This is a genomic window from Pseudomonas sp. H3_E07, from assembly GCF_054668895.1.
Genome location: NZ_CP162795.1, coordinates 4588856 through 4608761, shown reverse-complemented (window position 1 = coordinate 4608761; position 19906 = coordinate 4588856). Strand labels below are relative to the sequence as shown.

The 19906-nt window shown below is 61.1% G+C and carries 20 protein-coding genes; 13 read left to right on the top strand and 7 right to left on the bottom strand.

The window, feature by feature from the left end; genetic code table 11:
• Positions 1-50 precede the first annotated feature (50 nt).
• From AB4O08_RS21150 to AB4O08_RS21130, 5 genes are all read left to right on the top strand, one after another.
• Positions 51-554, top strand: coding sequence for an ureidoglycolate lyase (locus AB4O08_RS21150; protein WP_010208834.1), 504 nt, complete (start codon positions 51-53; stop codon positions 552-554).
• A 51-nt stretch (positions 555-605) separates the two neighbouring features.
• Positions 606-1898 (top strand): urate hydroxylase PuuD, encoded by a 1293-nt coding sequence (locus AB4O08_RS21145; RefSeq protein ID WP_044287594.1) that lies wholly within the window; start codon positions 606-608, stop codon positions 1896-1898.
• Positions 1899-2080: 182 nt separating this feature from the next.
• Positions 2081-3427: a nucleobase:cation symporter-2 family protein gene (locus AB4O08_RS21140; RefSeq protein ID WP_010208832.1), complete on the top strand. Its 1347-nt coding sequence runs from the start codon at positions 2081-2083 to the stop codon at positions 3425-3427.
• A 44-nt stretch (positions 3428-3471) separates the two neighbouring features.
• Positions 3472-3840, top strand: coding sequence for a hypothetical protein (locus AB4O08_RS21135; protein ID WP_144410408.1), 369 nt, complete (start codon positions 3472-3474; stop codon positions 3838-3840).
• 23 nt (positions 3841-3863) lie between these two features.
• Positions 3864-4649 carry an outer membrane protein OmpK gene (locus AB4O08_RS21130; protein ID WP_010208831.1) on the top strand — a complete coding sequence of 262 codons (786 nt, stop codon included), beginning with the start codon at positions 3864-3866 and terminating at the stop codon, positions 4647-4649.
• A 31-nt stretch (positions 4650-4680) separates the two neighbouring features.
• Here the strand turns inward: AB4O08_RS21130 and AB4O08_RS21125 are convergent, their stop codons facing one another.
• Together AB4O08_RS21125 and AB4O08_RS21120 are read right to left on the bottom strand one after the other, a co-directional pair.
• Positions 4681-5814, bottom strand: coding sequence for a patatin-like phospholipase family protein (locus tag AB4O08_RS21125; protein ID WP_154846755.1), 1134 nt, complete (start codon positions 5812-5814; stop codon positions 4681-4683).
• A 30-nt stretch (positions 5815-5844) separates the two neighbouring features.
• Positions 5845-6780, bottom strand: coding sequence for a lipid A biosynthesis lauroyl acyltransferase (locus tag AB4O08_RS21120; RefSeq protein WP_010208829.1), 936 nt, complete (start codon positions 6778-6780; stop codon positions 5845-5847).
• A 119-nt stretch (positions 6781-6899) separates the two neighbouring features.
• Here AB4O08_RS21120 and minC point away from each other — a divergent pair, with 119 nt between their 5' ends.
• From minC to AB4O08_RS21080, 8 genes are all read left to right on the top strand, one after another.
• Entirely contained in the window at positions 6900-7637 is a 738-nt protein-coding gene (minC, locus tag AB4O08_RS21115; protein ID WP_010208827.1) for a septum site-determining protein MinC, read from the top strand.
• 166 nt (positions 7638-7803) lie between these two features.
• Positions 7804-8616 (top strand): septum site-determining protein MinD, encoded by an 813-nt coding sequence (gene minD / locus AB4O08_RS21110; protein ID WP_003175251.1) that lies wholly within the window; start codon positions 7804-7806, stop codon positions 8614-8616.
• A gap of 3 nt (positions 8617-8619) precedes the next feature.
• A complete protein-coding gene (gene minE, locus AB4O08_RS21105; protein ID WP_010208824.1) occupies positions 8620-8874 on the top strand; it encodes a cell division topological specificity factor MinE in 255 nt (84 codons plus the stop codon).
• A 96-nt stretch (positions 8875-8970) separates the two neighbouring features.
• Positions 8971-9606, top strand: a complete 636-nt coding sequence (locus AB4O08_RS21100) for an RluA family pseudouridine synthase (protein WP_010208822.1) — start codon at positions 8971-8973, stop codon at positions 9604-9606.
• 171 nt (positions 9607-9777) lie between these two features.
• Entirely contained in the window at positions 9778-11067 is a 1290-nt protein-coding gene (locus AB4O08_RS21095; protein WP_010208821.1) for a M18 family aminopeptidase, read from the top strand.
• A gap of 184 nt (positions 11068-11251) precedes the next feature.
• A complete protein-coding gene (locus tag AB4O08_RS21090) occupies positions 11252-11428 on the top strand; it encodes a hypothetical protein (RefSeq protein ID WP_010208820.1) in 177 nt (58 codons plus the stop codon).
• A gap of 52 nt (positions 11429-11480) precedes the next feature.
• Positions 11481-13646: a mechanosensitive ion channel family protein gene (locus AB4O08_RS21085; RefSeq protein WP_305375269.1), complete on the top strand. Its 2166-nt coding sequence runs from the start codon at positions 11481-11483 to the stop codon at positions 13644-13646.
• A gap of 17 nt (positions 13647-13663) precedes the next feature.
• Positions 13664-15010 (top strand): amidohydrolase, encoded by a 1347-nt coding sequence (locus AB4O08_RS21080; RefSeq protein ID WP_183702750.1) that lies wholly within the window; start codon positions 13664-13666, stop codon positions 15008-15010.
• Positions 15011-15135: 125 nt separating this feature from the next.
• On the opposite strand, the gene AB4O08_RS21075 is transcribed toward AB4O08_RS21080, so the two are convergent.
• The 5 genes from AB4O08_RS21075 to AB4O08_RS21055 all read right to left on the bottom strand — a co-directional run bounded on the left by AB4O08_RS21075 (position 15136) and on the right by AB4O08_RS21055 (position 19876).
• Positions 15136-15360: an MbtH family protein gene (locus AB4O08_RS21075; RefSeq protein WP_198581078.1), complete on the bottom strand. Its 225-nt coding sequence runs from the start codon at positions 15358-15360 to the stop codon at positions 15136-15138.
• 82 nt (positions 15361-15442) lie between these two features.
• Complete coding sequence (locus AB4O08_RS21070; protein WP_021490813.1) at positions 15443-16837, bottom strand: aspartate aminotransferase family protein; 1395 nt, start codon at positions 16835-16837, stop codon at positions 15443-15445.
• Between the two features lie 141 nt (positions 16838-16978).
• Positions 16979-17752: an N-acetylmuramoyl-L-alanine amidase gene (locus AB4O08_RS21065; RefSeq protein WP_198729458.1), complete on the bottom strand. Its 774-nt coding sequence runs from the start codon at positions 17750-17752 to the stop codon at positions 16979-16981.
• Between the two features lie 124 nt (positions 17753-17876).
• Positions 17877-19199: an ATP-binding protein gene (locus AB4O08_RS21060; RefSeq protein ID WP_021490814.1), complete on the bottom strand. Its 1323-nt coding sequence runs from the start codon at positions 19197-19199 to the stop codon at positions 17877-17879.
• Positions 19196-19876 (bottom strand): response regulator, encoded by a 681-nt coding sequence (locus AB4O08_RS21055; protein ID WP_010208813.1) that lies wholly within the window; start codon positions 19874-19876, stop codon positions 19196-19198. The genes AB4O08_RS21060 and AB4O08_RS21055 overlap by 4 nt, the downstream gene beginning before the upstream one ends.
• Between the last annotated feature and the right edge of the window lie 30 nt (positions 19877-19906).

The window sequence follows — 19906 nt, the reverse complement described above, 5'->3', positions numbered from 1 at the left end:
GATAGCGGTAGACCAGACAACATCAAATTCGGAAACTTAAGAAGACAGCCATGCGCACACTGATGATCGAACCCCTGACCAAAGAAGCCTTCGCGCCTTTCGGAGACGTTATCGAAACCGACGGCAGCGATCACTTCATGATCAACAACGGGTCGACCATGCGCTTTCACAAATTGGCCACGGTCGAAACCGCACAGCCGGAAGACCACGCCATCATCAGCATCTTCCGCGCCGACGCGCAGGACATGCCGCTGACTGTGTGCATGCTGGAACGACACCCGCTGGGCAGCCAGGCTTTCATTCCGCTGCTCGGCAACCCCTTTCTGATCGTGGTCGCGCCACTTGGCGATGAACCTGTATCGGGCTTGGTCCGCGCCTTCGTCACCAACGGCAGGCAGGGCATTAATTACCATCGCGGCGTCTGGCACCACCCGGTGCTGACGATCGAAAAGCGGGATGACTTCCTGGTGGTTGATCGCAGTGGCACAGGCAATAACTGCGATGAGCATTTTTTCAAAGAGGATGAGCGGTTGATCCTCGCCCCCCACCAATAAGAGAAGGTCTGATCACCCGACAACAAGGGTGACAGGCGAGAGGTAAAAACTGTGGAAGCACATTTGATGGAATGGCTGAACCTGAGCGTGCGCTGGGTTCACATGATCACGGGCGTCGCGTGGATCGGCGCTTCTTTCTACTTCGTCTGGCTGGAAAACAACCTCAATCGCGTCAACCCCAAGAGCGGCCTGGCCGGTGACTTGTGGGCGATCCACGGTGGCGGTATCTACCACCTGGAAAAATACAAACTGGCGCCGCCGACCATGCCGGACAACCTGCACTGGTTCAAATGGGAAGCCTATTTCACCTGGATGTCGGGCATTGCGCTGCTGTGCGTGGTGTTTTACTGGAACCCCACGTTGTACCTGCTGGCCCCGGGCAGCAGCCTCAGTGGTCCGGAAGGCGTGTTGCTGGGCATAGGCTCACTGTTCGCCGGCTGGTTCATCTACTCCTTCCTTTGCGACTCGGCCCTGGGCAAGCGCCCTGCCCTGCTCGGCTTCATTCTGTTCGTGCTGTTGATTGCCGCCGCATACGGCTTCAGCAAAGTGTTCAGTGGCCGTGGCGCCTACCTGCACGTCGGTGCGGTGATCGGCACCATCATGGTCGGTAACGTGTTCCGCATCATCATGCCGGCGCAACGCGCGTTGGTCGCAGCGATCGCAGAGAATCGCACGCCCGACCCGGCACTGCCGGCCAAGGGCTTGCTGCGTTCGCGTCACAACAACTACTTCACCTTGCCGGTGCTGTTCATCATGATCAGCAACCACTTCCCGAGCACCTACGGCAGCCAATACAACTGGCTGATCCTGGCGGGTATCGCGGTGGCGGCGGTGTTGGTACGGCACTACTTCAATACCCGTCACAACAGCCAGAAGTATGCGTGGACCTTGCCGGTTGGCGCGCTGGCGATGATCTGTCTGGCCTACGTCACCGGACCAAAACCGGTGTCGACCGCACCAGAAGTGGCCAAGGCGCCCGCCGCCATCGAGTACCAGCCATTGCCGGAAACGGCGCTGGGCGGTGGTTTGAAACCCGCTGCACCTGCCGCACCGGCCGCTGAACCGGCACCGGCCCAGGCCACCACGGATTTCGGCCAGATCCACAGCGTGATCGAGCAGCGTTGCACTGTGTGCCATTCGGCCAAGCCCACCAGCCCGCTGTTCAGCACCGCGCCGGCCGGGGTGATGTTTGACACACCGGCGCAGATCCAGCAGCAGGCCGCGCGTATTCAAGCGCAAGCCGTGACGAGCCAGATCATGCCGTTGGGCAACATCACCCAGATGACCCAACAGGAGCGGGATTTGATTGGTACCTGGATCAACCAGGGAGCCCGCACCAATTAACTGACTGACTCACACAGATCCAAATGTAGGAGCGGGCTTGCTCGCGAAGGCGCTGGATCAGTCAGCACACTCAATGACTGACACACCGTATTCGCGAGCAAGCCCGCTCCCACAGAGAATTTGTGGTGCTGTAGAGATTGCGTTCCACACAACACAAAAATAAAAAAGATCCGAGGTGTTGCATGACCGAGTTAGCCGAACCGCAGATTCCCGCCGCGCCCGCCATGGTGCGGCTGCCCCTCTTGCAACTGATTCTGGTAGGCCTGCAACACGTCTTGCTGATGTACGGCGGCGCCGTCGCCGTGCCCCTGATCATTGGCCAGGCCGCCGGCCTGAGCCGTGAAGAAATCGCCTTTCTGATCAACGCCGACCTGCTCGTGGCCGGTATCGCCACCATGGTGCAGTCGTTCGGCATCGGCCCGGTGGGCATTCGCATGCCGGTGATGATGGGCGCCAGTTTTGCCGCCGTCGGCAGCATGGTCGCGATGGCCGGCATGCCAGGCATCGGGTTGCAGGGGATCTTCGGCGCGACCATCGCCGCCGGGTTCTTTGGCATGCTCATCGCGCCGTTCATGTCCAAGGTCGTGCGTTTTTTCCCACCATTGGTGACTGGCACAGTGATCACCGCAATTGGCCTGTCGCTGTTTCCAGTGGCGGTGAATTGGGCCGGCGGCGGCAGTGCCACCGCCACGTTCGGCTCACCAATCTACCTGGCGATTGCCGCACTGGTACTCGCCACCATCCTGCTGATCAACCGCTTCATGCGCGGCTTCTGGGTGAACATCTCGGTGCTGATTGGCATGGGCCTGGGCTACGCCTTGTGCGGTGCACTCGGTATGGTGGACCTCAGCGGCCTGGCGATGGCGCCCTGGGTGCAGGTGGTAACACCCTTGCACTTCGGCATGCCTACGTTCGAATTGGCGCCGATCCTGTCGATGTGCCTGGTGGTGGTGATCATCTTTGTCGAGTCCACCGGGATGTTCCTCGCCCTGGGCAAGATCACCGGCCAAGACGTCACGCCGAAGATGCTACGCCGCGGGCTGCTGTGTGATGCCGGCGCGTCGTTCTTTGCCGGTTTCTTCAACACCTTTACCCACTCCTCGTTCGCACAGAATATCGGCCTGGTGCAGATGACCGGCGTGCGTTGCCGTTCGGTCACCCTTATGGCCGGGGTCTTCCTCATCGTGCTGAGCCTGTTGCCCAAGGCCGCCTACCTGGTGGCGTCGATTCCTCCGGCGGTGCTGGGCGGCGCGGCCATCGCCATGTTCGGCATGGTGGCGGCGACCGGGATCAAGATCCTGCAGGAAGCCGACATCGCCGACCGTCGCAACCAGTTGCTGGTGGCGGTCAGTATCGGCATGGGCCTGATCCCCGTGGTGCGCCCGGAGTTCTTCGCGCAGCTACCGTTGTGGATGAGCCCGATTACCCACAGCGGCATCGCCATGGCCACGCTCAGCGCGTTGTCGCTGAATATCCTGTTCAACATCCTGGGCGGCGCGGAACGCCCTGAAGTTGCCCCTACGCATTGATTCCTTCGTTCTAACAAAAACAATAACGAAACAGGAATATCAACATGCACACCCTTCACTTGGGGCCGGCCACAAGCCGTGCCCCATTCTCGCCCCACGCGCTCTCTAACAGCGCACTTGAGCCACGGCCTGGGAGCCAGTATTCTCCGCGCCCGCTCGAATCGACTCAAAAAAAAACAGCGAATGTAAAAGCTGACTGCAAGGCCAACTTATCCCGGCCTTATGTCTGCGGCCAAAGTGCGCAAAAGTCCTCTGAATTCGACTGCATCCGATGCAGCCGACAGGGATTTTTTGGCTTTTCAAACACCTTGGCGCAGCTCTTGCTAAAAGCACTAAAGCTGACCGAACAGACGATTTTTTCAGCGAACCAAAAGGCGCCACACCAGAGCGCCTGCGTAGAAGAAAAACCATAAAACTTTAACTCGGGAGCAACCGAATGAAACCTATGTTCAAAGGCCTGATGCTGGCAGGATCACTGCTGGCCGGTGGCCAAGCCGTGGCCGGTGACCTGTTGCAGTGGCAGAACAACAGCCTGACTTATCTGTGGGGCAAGAGCTTTACCGTCAACCCGCAGATCCAGCAAACCGTCACGTTCGAACATGCCGATGCCTGGAAATACGGCGACAACTTTATCTTCGTCGACCGCATCTTTTACAACGGCAAGGAAGACGGCAACGTCGGCCCCAGTACTTACTACGGTGAAATAAGCCCGCGCCTGTCGTTCGGCAAGATCTTTGATAAAGACCTGTCGTTCGGCCCAATCAAAGACGTGCTGCTGGCGTTCACTTACGAGTTTGGCGAAGGCGATAACGAGTCGTACCTGCTCGGCCCTGGCTTTGACCTGAACATTCCCGGTTTCGACTACTTCCAGTTGAACTTCTACCAGCGCCAGACCGAAGGCAATCGCCCGGGTGACGGTGTTTGGCAGATCACTCCGGTGTGGTCGTACACGATCCCGGTGGGCAACTCGAATATCCTGATCGACGGCTTTATGGACTGGGTAGTCGACAACGACAAAAACGCCCGTGGCACTTACCACGCCAACCTGCACTTCAACCCGCAGGTCAAATATGACCTGGGTAAAGCGCTGCATTGGGGCGACAAGCAGTTGTATGTCGGCTTTGAATACGACTATTGGAAGAACAAGTACGGGATCGAAGATTCGGGCGCGTTCAAGACTAACCAGGACACTGCGAGCTTCCTGGTCAAGTATCACTTCTGATTGACCCTCGTAGGAGCCGGCAAGCCGGCTCCTACAGGTTCGGTGTCAGGCCGAGGAACCGGGTGAGTTCCTCGCGCTTGGCCAGCGCATCCTTGCGCCCCAACTCGATCAACTCGCTGCAATACCCCGCCTCGAACAGCAAGTAACTCAATACCCCTGCCCCACTCGTCTTGGTCGCCCCCGGCCCACGCAAAAACAAGCGCAATGCCGCCGGCAATTCCTGACGGTGCCGCGCGGCGATTTCATCGATCGGCTGGCTAGGTGCAATCACCAGCACGTCCACCGCCGCCACACCAGGCGCGGCATGGCTGAACTGATTCAAGCGCTCCAGCAACTCGATATCGCTTTCCAGGCTGTCAATGAACGTGCTGTTGAGCATATGCCCGCCGATCTGTGCCAAGGTCGGCTCCTGGCCGGTGTAGGTACGTTGCGTCGCGGGTTCATTGCCGCGTGGGTTGCCGCTGACGCCAACCACCAACACGCGACTGGCCCCCAGGTGCAACGCCGGACTGATGGGCGCCGACTGCCGTACGGCGCCGTCGCCGAAATACTCCTGGTCGAGTTTGACCGGCGCAAACAGCAAGGGAATCGCTGAACTGGCCAGCAGGTGTTCAACCGTTAGTTGCGTGGGCATGCCGATGCGACGATGGCGCAGCCAGGCGTCGATGGTGCCGCCGCCCTGGTAGAAGGTCACTGCGTGGCCGGACTCGTAACCGAAGGCCGTGACCGCCACCGCGTGCAGGTGCTTATTGCGAATAGCTTCATCGATGCCGGGCAAGTGCAGCTTGTCTTTGAGCAGCGCTTTGAGGGGCGTGCTGTCGAGCAGCGCCACCGGCACCTGAGCGCCCAGGCCCAGGAGGCTGTGGATCAAGAAACGGCTGGCCTGGCGGATCACCCCCGGCCAATCACTGCGCAGCACCAGATGGCTACGGAAGCCCTGCCAGAAAGCGGTAAGACGTTGTATCGAGGCCCTGAAGTCCGTGGCGCCACTGGCCAGGCTCACCGCATTGATCGCGCCGGCCGAGGTGCCGACAATCACCGGGAAAGGGTTGGGTGCGCCCGGCGGCAACAGTTCGGCAATTGCCGCCAATACCCCCACTTGATACGCCGCTCGCGCCCCGCCGCCGGAAAGAATCAAGCCTGTAACCGGTTCAGCTGGGCGCATTGCGTCACTCCATGTGGGGAAATGTCTGTCTTATCGGCGGCGTTTTTCGTACAGCTTAGGCTCACCCGGTGGCCGGCTCTTGAAGCGGCGATGGGTCCACAGGTATTGCTCAGGGCATTCACGTACCGAGGCTTCTACCCATTGGTTGATGCGCAGGCAGTCGACTTCATCGCTCTCGCCTGGGAAGTCAGTCAACGGCGGATGAATCACCAGGCGGTAACCGCTGCCATCGGCCAGGCGCTGCTGGGTGAACGGCACCACCAATGCCTTGCCCAGCTTGGCGAACTTGCTGGTGGCCGGCACGGTGGCGGCCTGGATACCGAACAGCGGCACGAAGATGCTTTGCTTGGCGCCGTAGTCCTGGTCCGGCGCGTACCAGATGGCCCGGCCGGCGCGCAGCAGCTTGAGCATGCCGCGCACGTCTTCGCGCTCCACGGCCAGGGAATCGAGGTTGTGGCGCTCGCGGCCACGGCGCTGGATGTAGTCGAACAATGGGTTGCCGTGCTCGCGGTACATGCCATCGATGGTGTGCTTTTGCCCCAGCAACGCCGCGCCGATTTCCAGGGTAGTGAAGTGCAGGGCCATGAGGATCACGCCCTTGCCATCCAGCTGGGCTTGCTTGAGGTGTTCCAGGCCCTCGACGTGGGCCAGGCGCGCCAGGCGCTGGCGCGACCACCACCAGCTCATGGCCATCTCAAAGAAGGCGATGCCAGTGGAGGCGAAATTTTCCTTGAGCAGCTGTTTGCGCTCTTTGGCGGATTTCTCCGGGAAGCACAGTTCCAGGTTGCGCGCGGCAATGCGGCGACGCTCGCCGGCCACACGGTACATGCCGGCGCCCAGCAGGCGACCAATGGTCAGCAGCGCGCGATACGGCAGTTGAGTGACCAGCCACAACAGGCCGAGTCCTAGCCATAACAGCCAGAAACGCGGGTGAAGAAATACAGCTCGAAAACGCGGGCGATCCATTACAGATTCCGGTAAAGACAAGGGCCGCGCATTCTACAACGGTTCGACTCGGCTTGCGGCGGGTGAGTGTTCTCGTTATAAGTCTCGACACTTTTCGTGACAAGCCGCTTTTGCCGACCATGAGCCAAACCGAACCGCTAGACCAAGATCCCGTGTTCCAGCTGAAAGGCAGCATGCTCGCCATCACCGTGCTGGAACTCGCCCGTAACGACCTCGACGCCCTGGACCGCCAGCTCGCCGCCAAGGTCGCCCTGGCGCCGAATTTCTTCAACAATGCCCCGCTGGTACTGGCGCTGGACAAACTGCCGGCCGGCCAAGGCAGCATCGACCTGCCCGGTCTGATGCGCGTGTGCCGCTCCCATGGCCTACGTACCCTGGCAATCCGCGCCAGCCGTATTGAAGACATTGCCGCTGCCATCGCCATTGAACTGCCAGTACTGCCACCGTCCGGCGCGCGCGAGCGTCCGCTTGAACCATTGGTCGGTGAAGAGAAGAAAAAACCGGAAAAACCACCCGAGCCTACGATCAAGCCTACAAAGATCATCACCTCGCCCGTACGCGGCGGACAGCAGATTTACGCCCAGGGTGGCGACTTGGTGGTGATCTCTTCGGTCAGCCCGGGGGCGGAACTTCTTGCCGATGGCAACATCCATGTATACGGCCCGATGCGCGGACGTGCCCTCGCCGGCATCAAGGGTGATACCAAGGCCCGTATTTTTTGCCAGCAGTTGACCGCTGAGCTAGTGTCCATCGCAGGCCAGTACAAGGTTTCAGAAGATTTGCGCCGTGATCCGCTGTGGGGGGCTTCGGTGCAGGTCAACCTGTCGGGCGATGTGTTGAACATCATCCGTCTTTAACGGATACTGCCGCATTTTCCAAGCATCTCTAGACTCTGATAGCACAGCGAAACCGGCATTACTTATGTAGGAATATTTTTTTCCTACAAGGCTGTCCGCCTGCAGCGAGTTCCAAGAGATGTTTTTCAGGGACCGAAACGTCCTTCTTCCTTAGGGGTGAAACACCTTGGCCAAGATTCTCGTGGTTACATCCGGCAAGGGTGGTGTGGGTAAGACCACCACCAGCGCCGCTATCGGTACCGGTCTCGCTCTGCGCGGCCACAAGACAGTTATTGTCGACTTCGACGTCGGCTTGCGTAACCTCGACCTGATCATGGGTTGCGAACGCCGCGTGGTGTATGACTTCGTCAACGTGGTCAACGGTGAAGCCAACCTGCAACAGGCCCTGATCAAGGACAAGCGCCTTGAGAACCTGTACGTGCTGGCCGCCAGCCAGACCCGTGACAAAGACGCGCTGACCAAAGAAGGCGTAGGCAAAGTCCTGGCCGAGCTGAAGGAAACCTTCGAATACGTGGTCTGCGATTCGCCGGCCGGTATCGAGACCGGCGCTCACCTGGCGATGTACTTCGCCGATGAAGCCATCGTCGTGACCAACCCGGAAGTCTCCTCCGTACGTGACTCGGACCGCATGCTGGGCCTGCTGGCCAGCAAATCCAAGCGCGCCGAAGAAGGCCAGGACCCGATCAAGGAGCACTTGCTGCTCACCCGTTACAACCCTGAGCGCGTCAGCAACGGCGAAATGCTCGGTGTTGAAGACGTGAAGGAAATCCTCGCAGTGACCCTGCTGGGCGTGATCCCAGAATCCCAGGCCGTCCTGAAGGCTTCCAACCAGGGTGTTCCGGTGATTCTTGACGACCAGAGCGACGCCGGCCAGGCGTACAGCGATGCAGTGGATCGCCTGCTGGGCAAGACCGTGGAACACCGCTTCCTCGATGTCAAGAAGAAGGGATTCTTCGAGCGTATCTTTGGAGGCAACTAAACAATGAAATTTCTCGACTTCTTTCGCGCCAACAAAAAGCCTACGACCGCGTCGGTAGCGAAAGAGCGTCTACAGATCATCGTGGCGCACGAACGCGGCCAACGCAGCACGCCGGACTACCTGCCAGCCTTGCAGAAGGAACTGGTTGAGGTGATCCGCAAGTACGTCAATATCGGCAACGATGACGTGCATGTCGCTCTGGAAAATGACGGCAGCTGCTCGATTCTGGAACTCAATATCACCCTGCCTGATCGTTGATCGAACAGGCGGTCGCCACGGCGGCTCACACACCTTGATCCCTTTTCGGGAATCGGGTGGGCGAGCCGCCGTTGGCGTTTGTTACGAGGCTGTTTAATGCCGCTGTCCAACATCCATATCCTCTATCAGGACGACGCTGTCCTGGTGGTGAACAAGCCCACCCTGCTGCTCTCGGTGCCTGGCCGCGCCGACGACAACAAGGACTGCCTGATCACCCGCCTGCAGGAAAACGGCTATCCCGAAGCCCGCATCGTCCATCGCCTGGACTGGGAAACCTCCGGCATCATCCTGCTGGCCCGTGACGCCGACACCCACCGCGAACTGTCCCGCCAGTTTCACGACCGTGAAACCGAAAAGGCCTACACCGCCCTGGCCTGGGGCCAACCGGAACTGGACAGCGGCAGCATCGACTTGCCTTTGCGCTACGACCCGCCAACCAAACCACGGCATGTGGTGGACCACGAATTCGGCAAGCATGCGCTGACCTTCTGGAAAGTACTGGAACGGTGTGGCGACTGGTGCCGTGTGGAGCTGACGCCGATCACCGGGCGTTCGCACCAGTTGCGTGTGCATATGCTGTCCATCGGGCATCCGTTGCTGGGTGATGGCTTGTATGCCCATGAACAAGCGTTGGCTGCCTGGCCGCGGCTGTGCCTGCATGCAAGCATGCTCAGTTTCACCCATCCACAAAGCGGCGAGCGCTTGCGCTTTGAGTGCCCTGCCCCCTTTTAAGCTGCGAACACGGGTAAATGTGGGAGGGGGCTTGCCCCCGATGGCGGAGTGTCAGTCACTGTATTTGCTCACTGACACACCGCCATCGGGGGCAAGCCCCCTCTCACATTTGTTCTGTGCACTTCTTGCCATCGAACGGTAAACTCCGCGCATTGCTGTCTGGAGCTATTTATGCGCGAAGCGTTGAATCAAGGCCTGATCGACTTCCTCAAGGTCTCCCCTACTCCTTTTCATGCCACTGCCGCCCTGGCCCAGCGCCTGGAAGCGGCCGGTTATCAGCGTCTCGATGAGCGCGAAACCTGGACCACCGAGGCCAACGGTCGCTATTACGTGACCCGCAACGATTCCTCGATCATCGCCTTCAAGCTCGGCCGTCATTCGCCGCTGCAGGGCGGTATCCGCCTGGTCGGCGCCCACACCGACAGTCCGTGCCTGCGGGTCAAGCCCCAGCCGGAACTGCAACGCCAGGGTTTCTGGCAACTGGGCGTGGAAGTCTATGGCGGCGCACTGCTGGCGCCATGGTTCGACCGCGACCTGTCCCTGGCCGGCCGCGTGACGTTCCGCCGCGACGGCAAGGTCGAAAGCCAGTTGATCGACTTCAAGCTGCCTATCGCTATCATCCCCAACCTGGCCATTCACCTAAACCGTGAAGCCAACCAGGGCTGGGCGATCAATGCCCAGACTGAGCTGCCACCCATCCTCGCGCAATTTGCCGGGGACGAGCGCGTGGACTTCCGTGCCGTGCTCACCGAGCAGCTTGCACGCGAACATGGTTTGAACGCCGACGTGGTGCTCGACTACGAGCTGAGCTTCTACGACACCCAAAGCGCTGCAGTCATCGGCCTGAACGGCGACTTCATCGCCGGTGCACGCCTGGACAACCTGCTGTCCTGCTATGCCGGCCTGCAAGCCTTGCTCACCAGCGACAGCGAAGAAACCTGCGTGCTGGTGTGCAACGACCACGAAGAAGTCGGTTCCTGCTCGGCGTGCGGTGCCGATGGCCCGATGCTGGAACAGACCCTGCGTCGCTTGTTGCCGGAAGGTGATGAATTCGTACGTACCATTCAGAAATCCCTGCTGGTGTCGGCGGACAACGCCCACGGCGTACACCCGAACTACGCCGAGAAGCATGACGCCAACCACGGTCCCAAGCTCAACGCCGGCCCGGTGATCAAGGTCAACAGCAACCAGCGCTACGCCACCAACAGCGAAACCGCCGGGTTTTTCCGCCACCTGTGCATGGCCCAGGAAGTACCGGTGCAGAGCTTCGTGGTACGCAGCGACATGGGCTGCGGCTCCACCATCGGCCCGATCACCGCTAGCCACCTGGGCGTGCGCACCGTGGACATCGGCCTGCCGACGTTTGCCATGCACTCCATTCGTGAGCTGTGCGGCAGCCATGACCTGGCGCATCTGGTGAAGGTGCTGGGCGCGTTCTACGCGAGCCACGACTTGCCCTGAGACCGAGGCGCGGCCATCGCGGGCAAGCCCGCTCCCACAGGGGAATGCATTTCAACTGTGAGAGCGGGCTTGCCCGCGATGACGATTGCAGATACCCACCACGCTATCTGACTCACATCAATTCCATTTCCCGTAATCGCGCCTAGACTTGTCAGTATTCCCACTCCGACAAGGCCGTCGCACCATGATCTCCATGTCCTCCTTCCACGCCATGCTTATCCCGATCCTGATCGGCATGATCATGCTTGCCGTAGGCTTCAACTTCCGTGACAAGCCACTCGGCGTGTTTGGCATGTGGATCGGCATGCTGCTGATTCTCGGCACCGTGGTGTACAAGATCCTCGCAAAACTGGCTGAATAACGATTGCGCTCGTACACTCGGTCAACTCGTCGTTTCCAAGGTTGACCGCCTCGTGCTTTCCCGTCTGTTTGCCCTGCCCTGCTATTGCTTGATCGCCCTGCTGACGCTGCTGCCGCTGACGCCTGCCCACGCCGTGGGCTTGCCCGGCCTGCTCGGCAACACCAACAAGACCCAGCCCCAGGCCCAAGTGCCGTTGGGGCAGTCATTGGACGAAGTGATCAAGACCCTGGAAAACGACCAGCAACGCACCCAGTTGCTGAGTGACCTGAAAAAGCTGCGTGAAGCCACGAAAAAAGCCCAACCGGCCGCCGAAGAAGGCGTGCTGGGGTTGATCGGCGGCACCCTGGCCAACCTGGAATCACAGTTTTCCGGGGCCGACAGCCCGCTGGGGCGCTGGGCCAATGAAGTCGACCTGGCCAAGGAAGAACTCAGTGCGCTGATGTTGCCGGCCAACGAATGGCTGCCGATCATTTTCGGTTTTGCTTTGATCCTTGCGGTATGGAGCCTGCTCGCTGCCGCGCTGATCTGGCTCAGCCACCGCGTACGCGAACGCTTCGGCCTGCCTGAAGAGTTGCCGCAACACCCACGCACCTGGGACATGGTGCGTTTCGCCCTGCGTAAACTCGGCCCATGGCTGATCGCCCTGGTGATCACGGTGTACCTGAGCTATGCGCTGCCCTCGTCCCTGGGCAAATCCTTGGCGATGGTATTGGCCTATGCGCTGGTGGTAGGCACCTGTTTCTCGGCGATCTGCGTGATTGCATTTTCCGTGCTCGACGGCCCGCATCGCCATCGCGCGCTGTACATCCTGCGTCATCAGGCTTTCCGCCCGTTGTGGTGGATCGGCAGCTTCGCCGCCTTCGGTGAAGCCTTGAGCGACCCACGGTTGGTCACGGCGCTTGGACAGCACTTGTCCCATACCGCCGCGACCGTCGCCAATGTGATGGCGGCGCTGTCGACCGGGGTGTTCATCCTGCGTTTCCGCCGCCCCATCGCCCACCTGATCCGCAACCAGCCACTGTCGCGCCGCCTCACACGCCGGGCCCTCAGTGACACTATCGAAATCATCGGTTCCTTCTGGTACATCCCGGCGTTGTTGTTGGTGGGCATCTCGCTGTTCGCCACCTTCGTCTCGGCGGGCGATACCAGCACGGCATTGCGCCAGTCGCTGCTGTGCACGGTGCTGCTGGTACTGTGCATGGTGATCAACGGCCTGGTACGCCGTCACGCCCTCAAGCCGCAGCGCGGGCACAAGCGGCATGCGCTGTATTCCGAACGCCTGAAGAGCTTTGTCTACACCCTGGCCCACCTGGTGGTATGGCTGGCGTTTATCGAGTTGGGCTTGCGGGTGTGGGGCCTGTCACTGATCCGCTTTACCGAAGGCGATGGCCATGAAGTCAGCGTCAAGCTGTTTGGGCTGGCAGGGACCTTGCTGTTTGCCTGGTTGATCTGGATCCTCAGCGACACCGCGATCCACCACGCCCTCACCCGCTCGCGCAAAGGCCTGGCCAATGCCCGTGCGCAGACCATGATGCCGTTGATCCGTAACGTGCTGTTCGTGACCATCTTCATCATCGCGGCCATCGTCGCCCTGGCGAACATGGGCATGAACGTCACGCCATTGCTGGCCGGTGCCGGTGTGATCGGCCTGGCTATCGGTTTCGGCGCACAGTCCCTGGTGGCGGACTTGATCACCGGCCTGTTCATCATCATCGAAGACTCCCTGGCCATCGATGACTACGTGGACGTCGGCGGCCACCTTGGCACCGTCGAAGGCCTGACCATCCGCACGGTGCGCCTGCGTGACATCGACGGTATCGTGCACACCATCCCGTTCAGTGAGATCAAGAGCATCAAGAACTACTCACGGGAGTTCGGCTACGCGATCTTCCGGGTGGCGATCCCCTACAACATGGAGATCGACGACGCCATCAAGCTGATGCGCGATGTCGGCCAGAAAATGCGCAACGACCCCTTGCAGCGCCGCAATATCTGGTCGCCGTTGGAGATTCAAGGCGTGGAGAGTTTCGAGTCGGGCAGCGCGATTCTGCGCGCGCGCTTCAAGACCGCGCCGATCAAGCAGTGGGAAGTGTCGCGGGCGTTCAACCTGTCCCTCAAGCGTCATCTGGATGAAGCCGGGCTGGACCTGGCCACGCCGCGCTTGAGTGTGCAGGTAGTGACCGCCGGCACTGTGCAGGAGAAAGATCAACAACAATAAACTCAGGAGAGGTCCTTATGCGTTTAACCGGTCTGACACCCCCATGGGTTTTCGGCGTGCTGTGCGGGGTTGCCAGCAGTGCGGCGATAGCCGCCAGCAGCGGCCAGGACAGTGCCCGTGAGGAAATCGCCGCCCAGGCAAAAGCCCTTGAACCGGCGATGCTGGAAACCCGACGCGACATCCACGCCCACCCGGAACTGGGCAACACGGAAACGCGCACGGCCGAGTTGGTCGCAAAACAGCTGCGCGACCTGGGCCTTGAGGTGAAAACCGGCGTCGCCCGTACGGGCGTCGTTGCGGTGCTCAAAGGCGCCCTGCCCGGCCCCACCGTCGCCCTGCGCGCCGACATGGATGCACTGCCGGTGAAGGAAGTCGCCGACCTGCCCTTCGCCTCCAAAGCCAAAGGCACCTACCTGGGCAAGGAGGTTGACGTGATGCACGCCTGCGGCCACGACGCCCACGTCGCCATCCTGCTGAGCACTGCGAAGATTCTGACCGGCATGCGCGAGCGCCTGCCGGGCACCGTGGTGTTCTATTTCCAACCGGCCGAGGAAGGCCCGAGCGACTTCATCCCCGACGGCAAAAACACCTGGGGCGCCAAAATGATGGTGCAGGAAGGCGTGATGCAGTCGCCCAAGCCGGACGCGGTGTTCGGTCTGCATGTGTGGGCGGGTGTGCCCGCCGGTCAGATTGCCTACCGTTCGGGACCGACCCTGGCGAGTTCGGATGACTTGCGCATCAAAATCCTCGGCAAACAGACCCACGCCGGTCGCCCTTGGGATGGCATCGACCCGATCACCGTGGGCGCGCAGACCATTGTCGGCCTACAGACCGTGGTCAGCCGCCGCACCGATATCTCGTCATTCCCGTCGGTGGTGAGCATTGGCACCATCAATGGCGGCACGCGTTACAACATCATTCCGGAGTCGATGGACATGAGCGGCACCATTCGCTCGTACGACTACGGCATCCGCCAGAAACTGCACGCGGATGTACGGCAGACCGTGGAGAAAATCGCCGAAAGCGGTGGCGCCAAGGCCGAAGTCACCATCATCGAGAAATACGATCCCACCATCAACAACCCGGCGCTGACCGAGAAAATGCTGCCAAGCCTACGCTGGGCGGCCAAGGATGACGTGGTGCAGGGCCCGCTGGTGGGCGGTGCCGAGGACTTCTCGTTTTATGCCAAGGAAGCACCGGGGCTGTTTGTGTTCCTGGGGGTGACGCCGAGGGATCAGGACATGAGCAAGGCGGCGCCGAACCACAATCCGGGGTTCTTCGTGGACGAGTCGGCGTTGGTGGTGGGGGTGAGGACGCTGGCGTCGTTGGCGACGGATTACCTGTACGCCCGCCAACCTCAATAACACACCTTCCTGTAGGAGCGAGCTTGCTCGCGAAGAACGTTAACGAAAACGCGGGCATGCTGAGTGCCCGCGGTGCCCTTGCGATTTTCGCGAGCAAGCTCGCGCCTACAGAGCGTCTGGGTGGATCAGCCCGCGACCGCGGCCCCGTCCATCTTCTGGCGCAAGCTCAACGGGCGCATATCCGTCCAGACTTCTTCGATGTAGGCCAGGCATTCTTTCTTCATGCCGCTCTTGCCCACCGTCCGCCAGCCTTCCGGCACGGCCTTGTAGTCGGGCCAGATGGAATACTGTTCTTCGTGGTTGACCACTACCTGAAACAGGAGGTCGTCGCGGTCAAATACTGAGGTCATTGCTGTTCTCCATCGCTGAAAGCCTGGCTGCGCACCGCGCGCAGCACTGATATCTGTAGAAACGTACCAAGCGTGCAAAAAATTAGAGGCTGGCGACCGCCGCCGCCAACGCACGCCCGAAGATGTCCGCCACGAGGTCGACTTCAACGGCAGTGATCACCAGCGGCGGCAGGAAACGCACCACGCTGCCGTGTCGGCCACCCAGTTCCAGGATCAAGCCACGCTTGAGGCATTCACGCTGCACCAGCGGCGCCAATTGGCGATGCACGGGTGGGTGGCCCTGGACATCCAGTGGGCCATTCGGGTCCACCAGTTCCACACCGAGCATCAGCCCGCGACCGCGGATATCCCCCAGGTGCGGGAAGTCGCGCTGCAGGATGCGCAGGTGTTCGCCCAGGCGTTCGCCCATCGCGGCCGCGTGACCGGCCAGGTCGTGGTCCTTGAGGTAGCGCATCACCGCCGAACCCGCCGCCATCGCCATCTGATTGCCACGAAAGGTGCCGGCATGGGCGCCCGGCAACCAGGTGTCGAGCCAGTCGCGATACACCACCACCGCCAGTGGCAGGCTGCCACCAATGGCCTTGGACATCACCACCACATCCGGAATGATGCCGGCGTGTTCGAAGGCAAACAGCTTGCCGGTGCGGCCAAAACCACTTTGGATTTCATCCACGATCAGCGCCACGCCCGCCTGTTCGGTGATTCGGCGCAGACCGCGCAGCCAGTCGAGATCAGCTGGAATCACACCGCCCTCGCCCTGCACCACTTCGACAATCACCGCCGCCGGCAGCAAAACGCCCGCCTCGGGATCATTCAGCAGGTTGTCCAGGTAATGCAGGTTGACCCGCACGCCTTCCGCGCCCCCCAGGCCGAACGGGCAACGGTAGTCGTAGGGGTACGGCAAAAACTGCACGCCATTACCGAGCAAGGCACCCAAAGGCTTCTTTGGCCCCAGGCTACCCATCAGGCTCAAGGCGCCCTGGCTCATGCCGTGGTAACCGCCCTGGAAAGACAACACCGTGCTGCGGCCGGTGGCAGTGCGCACCAACTTCAATGCGGCTTCCACCGCATCGGTGCCGGTGGGACCACAGAACTGGATTTTCGCTTCCCGCGCCAACGCTGGCGGCAACAGGCCGAACAGGTCCTGTACGAATTGATCCTTGACCGGCGTCGTCAGGTCCAGGGTGTGCAGTGGCAACTCATCAGCCAGTACCTGCTGGATTGCCTCGATCACCACCGGGTGGTTATGCCCCAGCGCCAACGTGCCCGCACCGGCCAGGCAGTCGATGAAACGGCGGCCTTCCACATCTTCAACGTAGAGGCCCTTGGCGCGCTTGAGCGCCAGGGGGATACGCCGAGGGTAGCTGCGGGCGTTGGATTCCTGCTGGCGCTGACGGGCGAGCAGCGGGGTTTCGTCGAACTGGTAAAGTGTTTCATGCACCTGGACGTCTTCGATACGGCTGGTAGCGACTGACATTTCTCGATCCCTCAATACGCTGATGATGGTGACCAAACTGCCGATCCGCTGGCGTCTGGCCCAAGGGGCATGCGCACGGATTTCCTGTTCTGGAAACGCACCAGCATCAGGAGGATTTACTCCTCCGGTCGCGAAAAACCGTCAACCACACAACCCCAGATACTTTTCATTCAACGCATAAAGAATCGCGCAGGTCTGCGCGTCCAGGGACCCCGAGTAATCCCGTGGGCGAAAGTGCATCTGAAACGCCCGCGTGCGCTGTTCAAACCCCTGCCGATTCTTCGCAGGCGCATACCCATAGCGCTGAAACGCGCGCTCCACCTCGACTTCCGACGGCAACCCGAGGCAAAAGCGGCGTTGATACATCGCCTGGGTCGCCTCATCAAACCAGGCCCCCACGCCCGCGTCATGCAAACGCCGCCACGGCAGACATGGCCCTGGATCGCTCTTGCGGCTGAACGCCACGTCCGAATGCCCGAGAATGTCGGTAGGCTCAATCTGTGGGTAACGCCCGAGAATGTCGCGCACCAAGGCAATCAACACTTGGGTTTGTTCCTCACCATAGGCTGGAAAGGTGAATACGCCGCCGTCATCCCGTGCCAGGTTGACGATCTCGATGCCGATCGAGCGACTGTTGAGATTGTCGCGCCCCGCCCAGTGGCTCACCCCGGCATGCCAGGCGCGCTTGTCTTCTTCCACCAACCGGAACACCCGCAATTCTTCATAGCCTGCGGCGCGATAGCGGGGATCGTCAGGGTCGGGCAGCAAATAGTGTGCACTCACGCCATCCTGGGTCAGGGTAGGCAGGGAGGAGGCAAAAGGGGCCGCGGTGTAATGCAGGATCACCTGCCGCACGGGCTCGCCGTTACGTTCGTTGAAGCCTTTGGCGGGGAAACTGGTATCGATGACCAACATGAGAACCATCCTTTTCAATACAGGCCGAGTCGTTCAGCCCGTTCAAGCGCAAAAAAATTACCGCCATCCTGAAGGCTTGATCCTCAAGAGGGCGGTAACTATGTGGCGCGTGAAAGAAAAGTGATCAGCGTCGCAGCGGCATCCCCAGGTCGACGCGCAGGCCATCCGGCTGGCTGTCGAACTTCAACGAGCAAGAACAGCGCTGCACAATCGCTTGCACAATCGCCAGGCCCAGGCCGCAGCCTTCGCTGTTGCCATTGCGCCAGAAGCGCTGGGTCAGGTATTGCAGGTCCTCCGGCGAAATCTGCTTGCCGTGGTCACGCACGCGAAACACGACGTTATCGGCGTCGGTCGTCACGCTGAGCGCCACCCGCGTGTCCGCCGGCGTGTGGCGCAGTGCGTTGTCCAGCAGGTTGCGCAGGGCTGCGACCGCCAGGCCCACTGGCATTTCCACCGGGGTAGCCGAAAGGTTTTCCGGCAGGATCAGGTCGATGCGCGTGTTATCACCGGCATTGGCATCCTGGATGGCCAGCCGTGCCACGTCCTCGGCACTGGAGTGCATACCATCGTCAAATGAGAGGTTGCCCTCTACCCGCGCCAGCAACAGCAATTGCTCCAGGGTGCGGTGCAGGCGGTCCGCGCCTTCCTCGGCGTGGGCGAGGGATTGGTCGCGGGCTGCGCCGTCGGTCATGCGCGCCACTTGCAGGTGGGTCTTGATCGCCGTCAGCGGGCTGCGCAGCTCGTGGGCGGCGTCGCCGGTGAGGCGACGTTCACGCTCGATGGTTTTGGCGATGCGTTGCAACAATTGGTTCTGGGTGTCGAGCAGCGGCTTGAGTTCGCTGGGCAACGGGTGGATCTGCAGCGGTTCAAGGGAGTCGGCACTGCGCCGCATCAAGGCGTCACGCATGCGGTTGAGCGGTACCAGGCTCTGACCGATGCCCAGCCACAACAGGCACAGGCAGCCGAGCATGGCAACGCCCACTGGCACCGAAGCGGCCAGCAGGATCGACAGGTTCAAAGCCTCACGTTCGACTTGACGGTCGGCCGTGGTGATCAACAGGTCGCCACGGGAAAGCGTGAAGCTGCGCCAGTTCACACCATCGATCAGCTGATCACGAAAACCACTCTGGCGCGATTCCAGGCCTTCATCCGGCGTGGCATGGCTGCGCGCCAACACTTCGCCGCGCAAGGAGCTGACCTGGCACGCCATGCCGCCCGGCACATTCAGCTGTGCCCCATGAAAATGCGCACCACCGCTCACACTGGCCAGGCCCGGCATCTGCTCGGTCAGCCCCGCCACCATGCGCGCCGACGCCACCAGGCGTTGATCGAGGGAAAACATCATCTGGTTACGCAGATCGTTGAGCATCCAGGCCGCCGCCAGGGCCCAGATCAACACAAAAGCAGCGCCCAGCTTGAACGTCAGGCGCAGGCGCAGGCTTTTCACGATGCGTCCTCGCCCCCGTCCGCAGGGCCCAGACGATAGCCGAGACCGCGCACGGTCTCGACAATGCCATTGCCCAATTTGCGTCGCAGGTGGTGGATATGCACGTTGAGGGCGTTGCTTTCCAACTCGTCGTTGAAGCCGTAGACGCTGTCCTTGAGTTGCTCGCTGGACAGCACCCGACCTTTGTTGTGCAACAGGGCTTGCAACAGCGCCTGTTCGCGGCGCGACAGGTCTACCGGCTCGCCCCCCAGGAAAGTCTCACGGCTGCTGGGGTCGTAGGCCAGTCGGCCATGCTCGATCAGGTTGACGCTGCGCCCCGCCACCCGGCGCAGCAGGGTTTGCAGGCGCGCGGCGAGTTCGCGCAGGTCGAAGGGTTTGAGCAGGTAGTCATCGGCGCCGGCTTGCAGGCCGTCGACGCGGTTGGTCACCGAATCGCGCGCGGTGAGGATCAGCACCGGGATTTCCAGGCCCTGGCTGCGCTGTTGCTGCAGCAGCTTGAGGCCGTCTTCGTCCGGCAGGCCGAGGTCGAGCACCATGATGTCGAACGTGGCCGCCCTGAGCATCGCGCGCGCGGCACCGGCCGAGGCCACACGCTCCACGGTAAAACCTTGCGCGGTCAGGCCGGCCACGATGCCGCTGGCGATCAGTTCGTCGTCTTCACAGACCAGTACGTGCATGGTGAACCCTTCATAAAAGATCGGGTGATT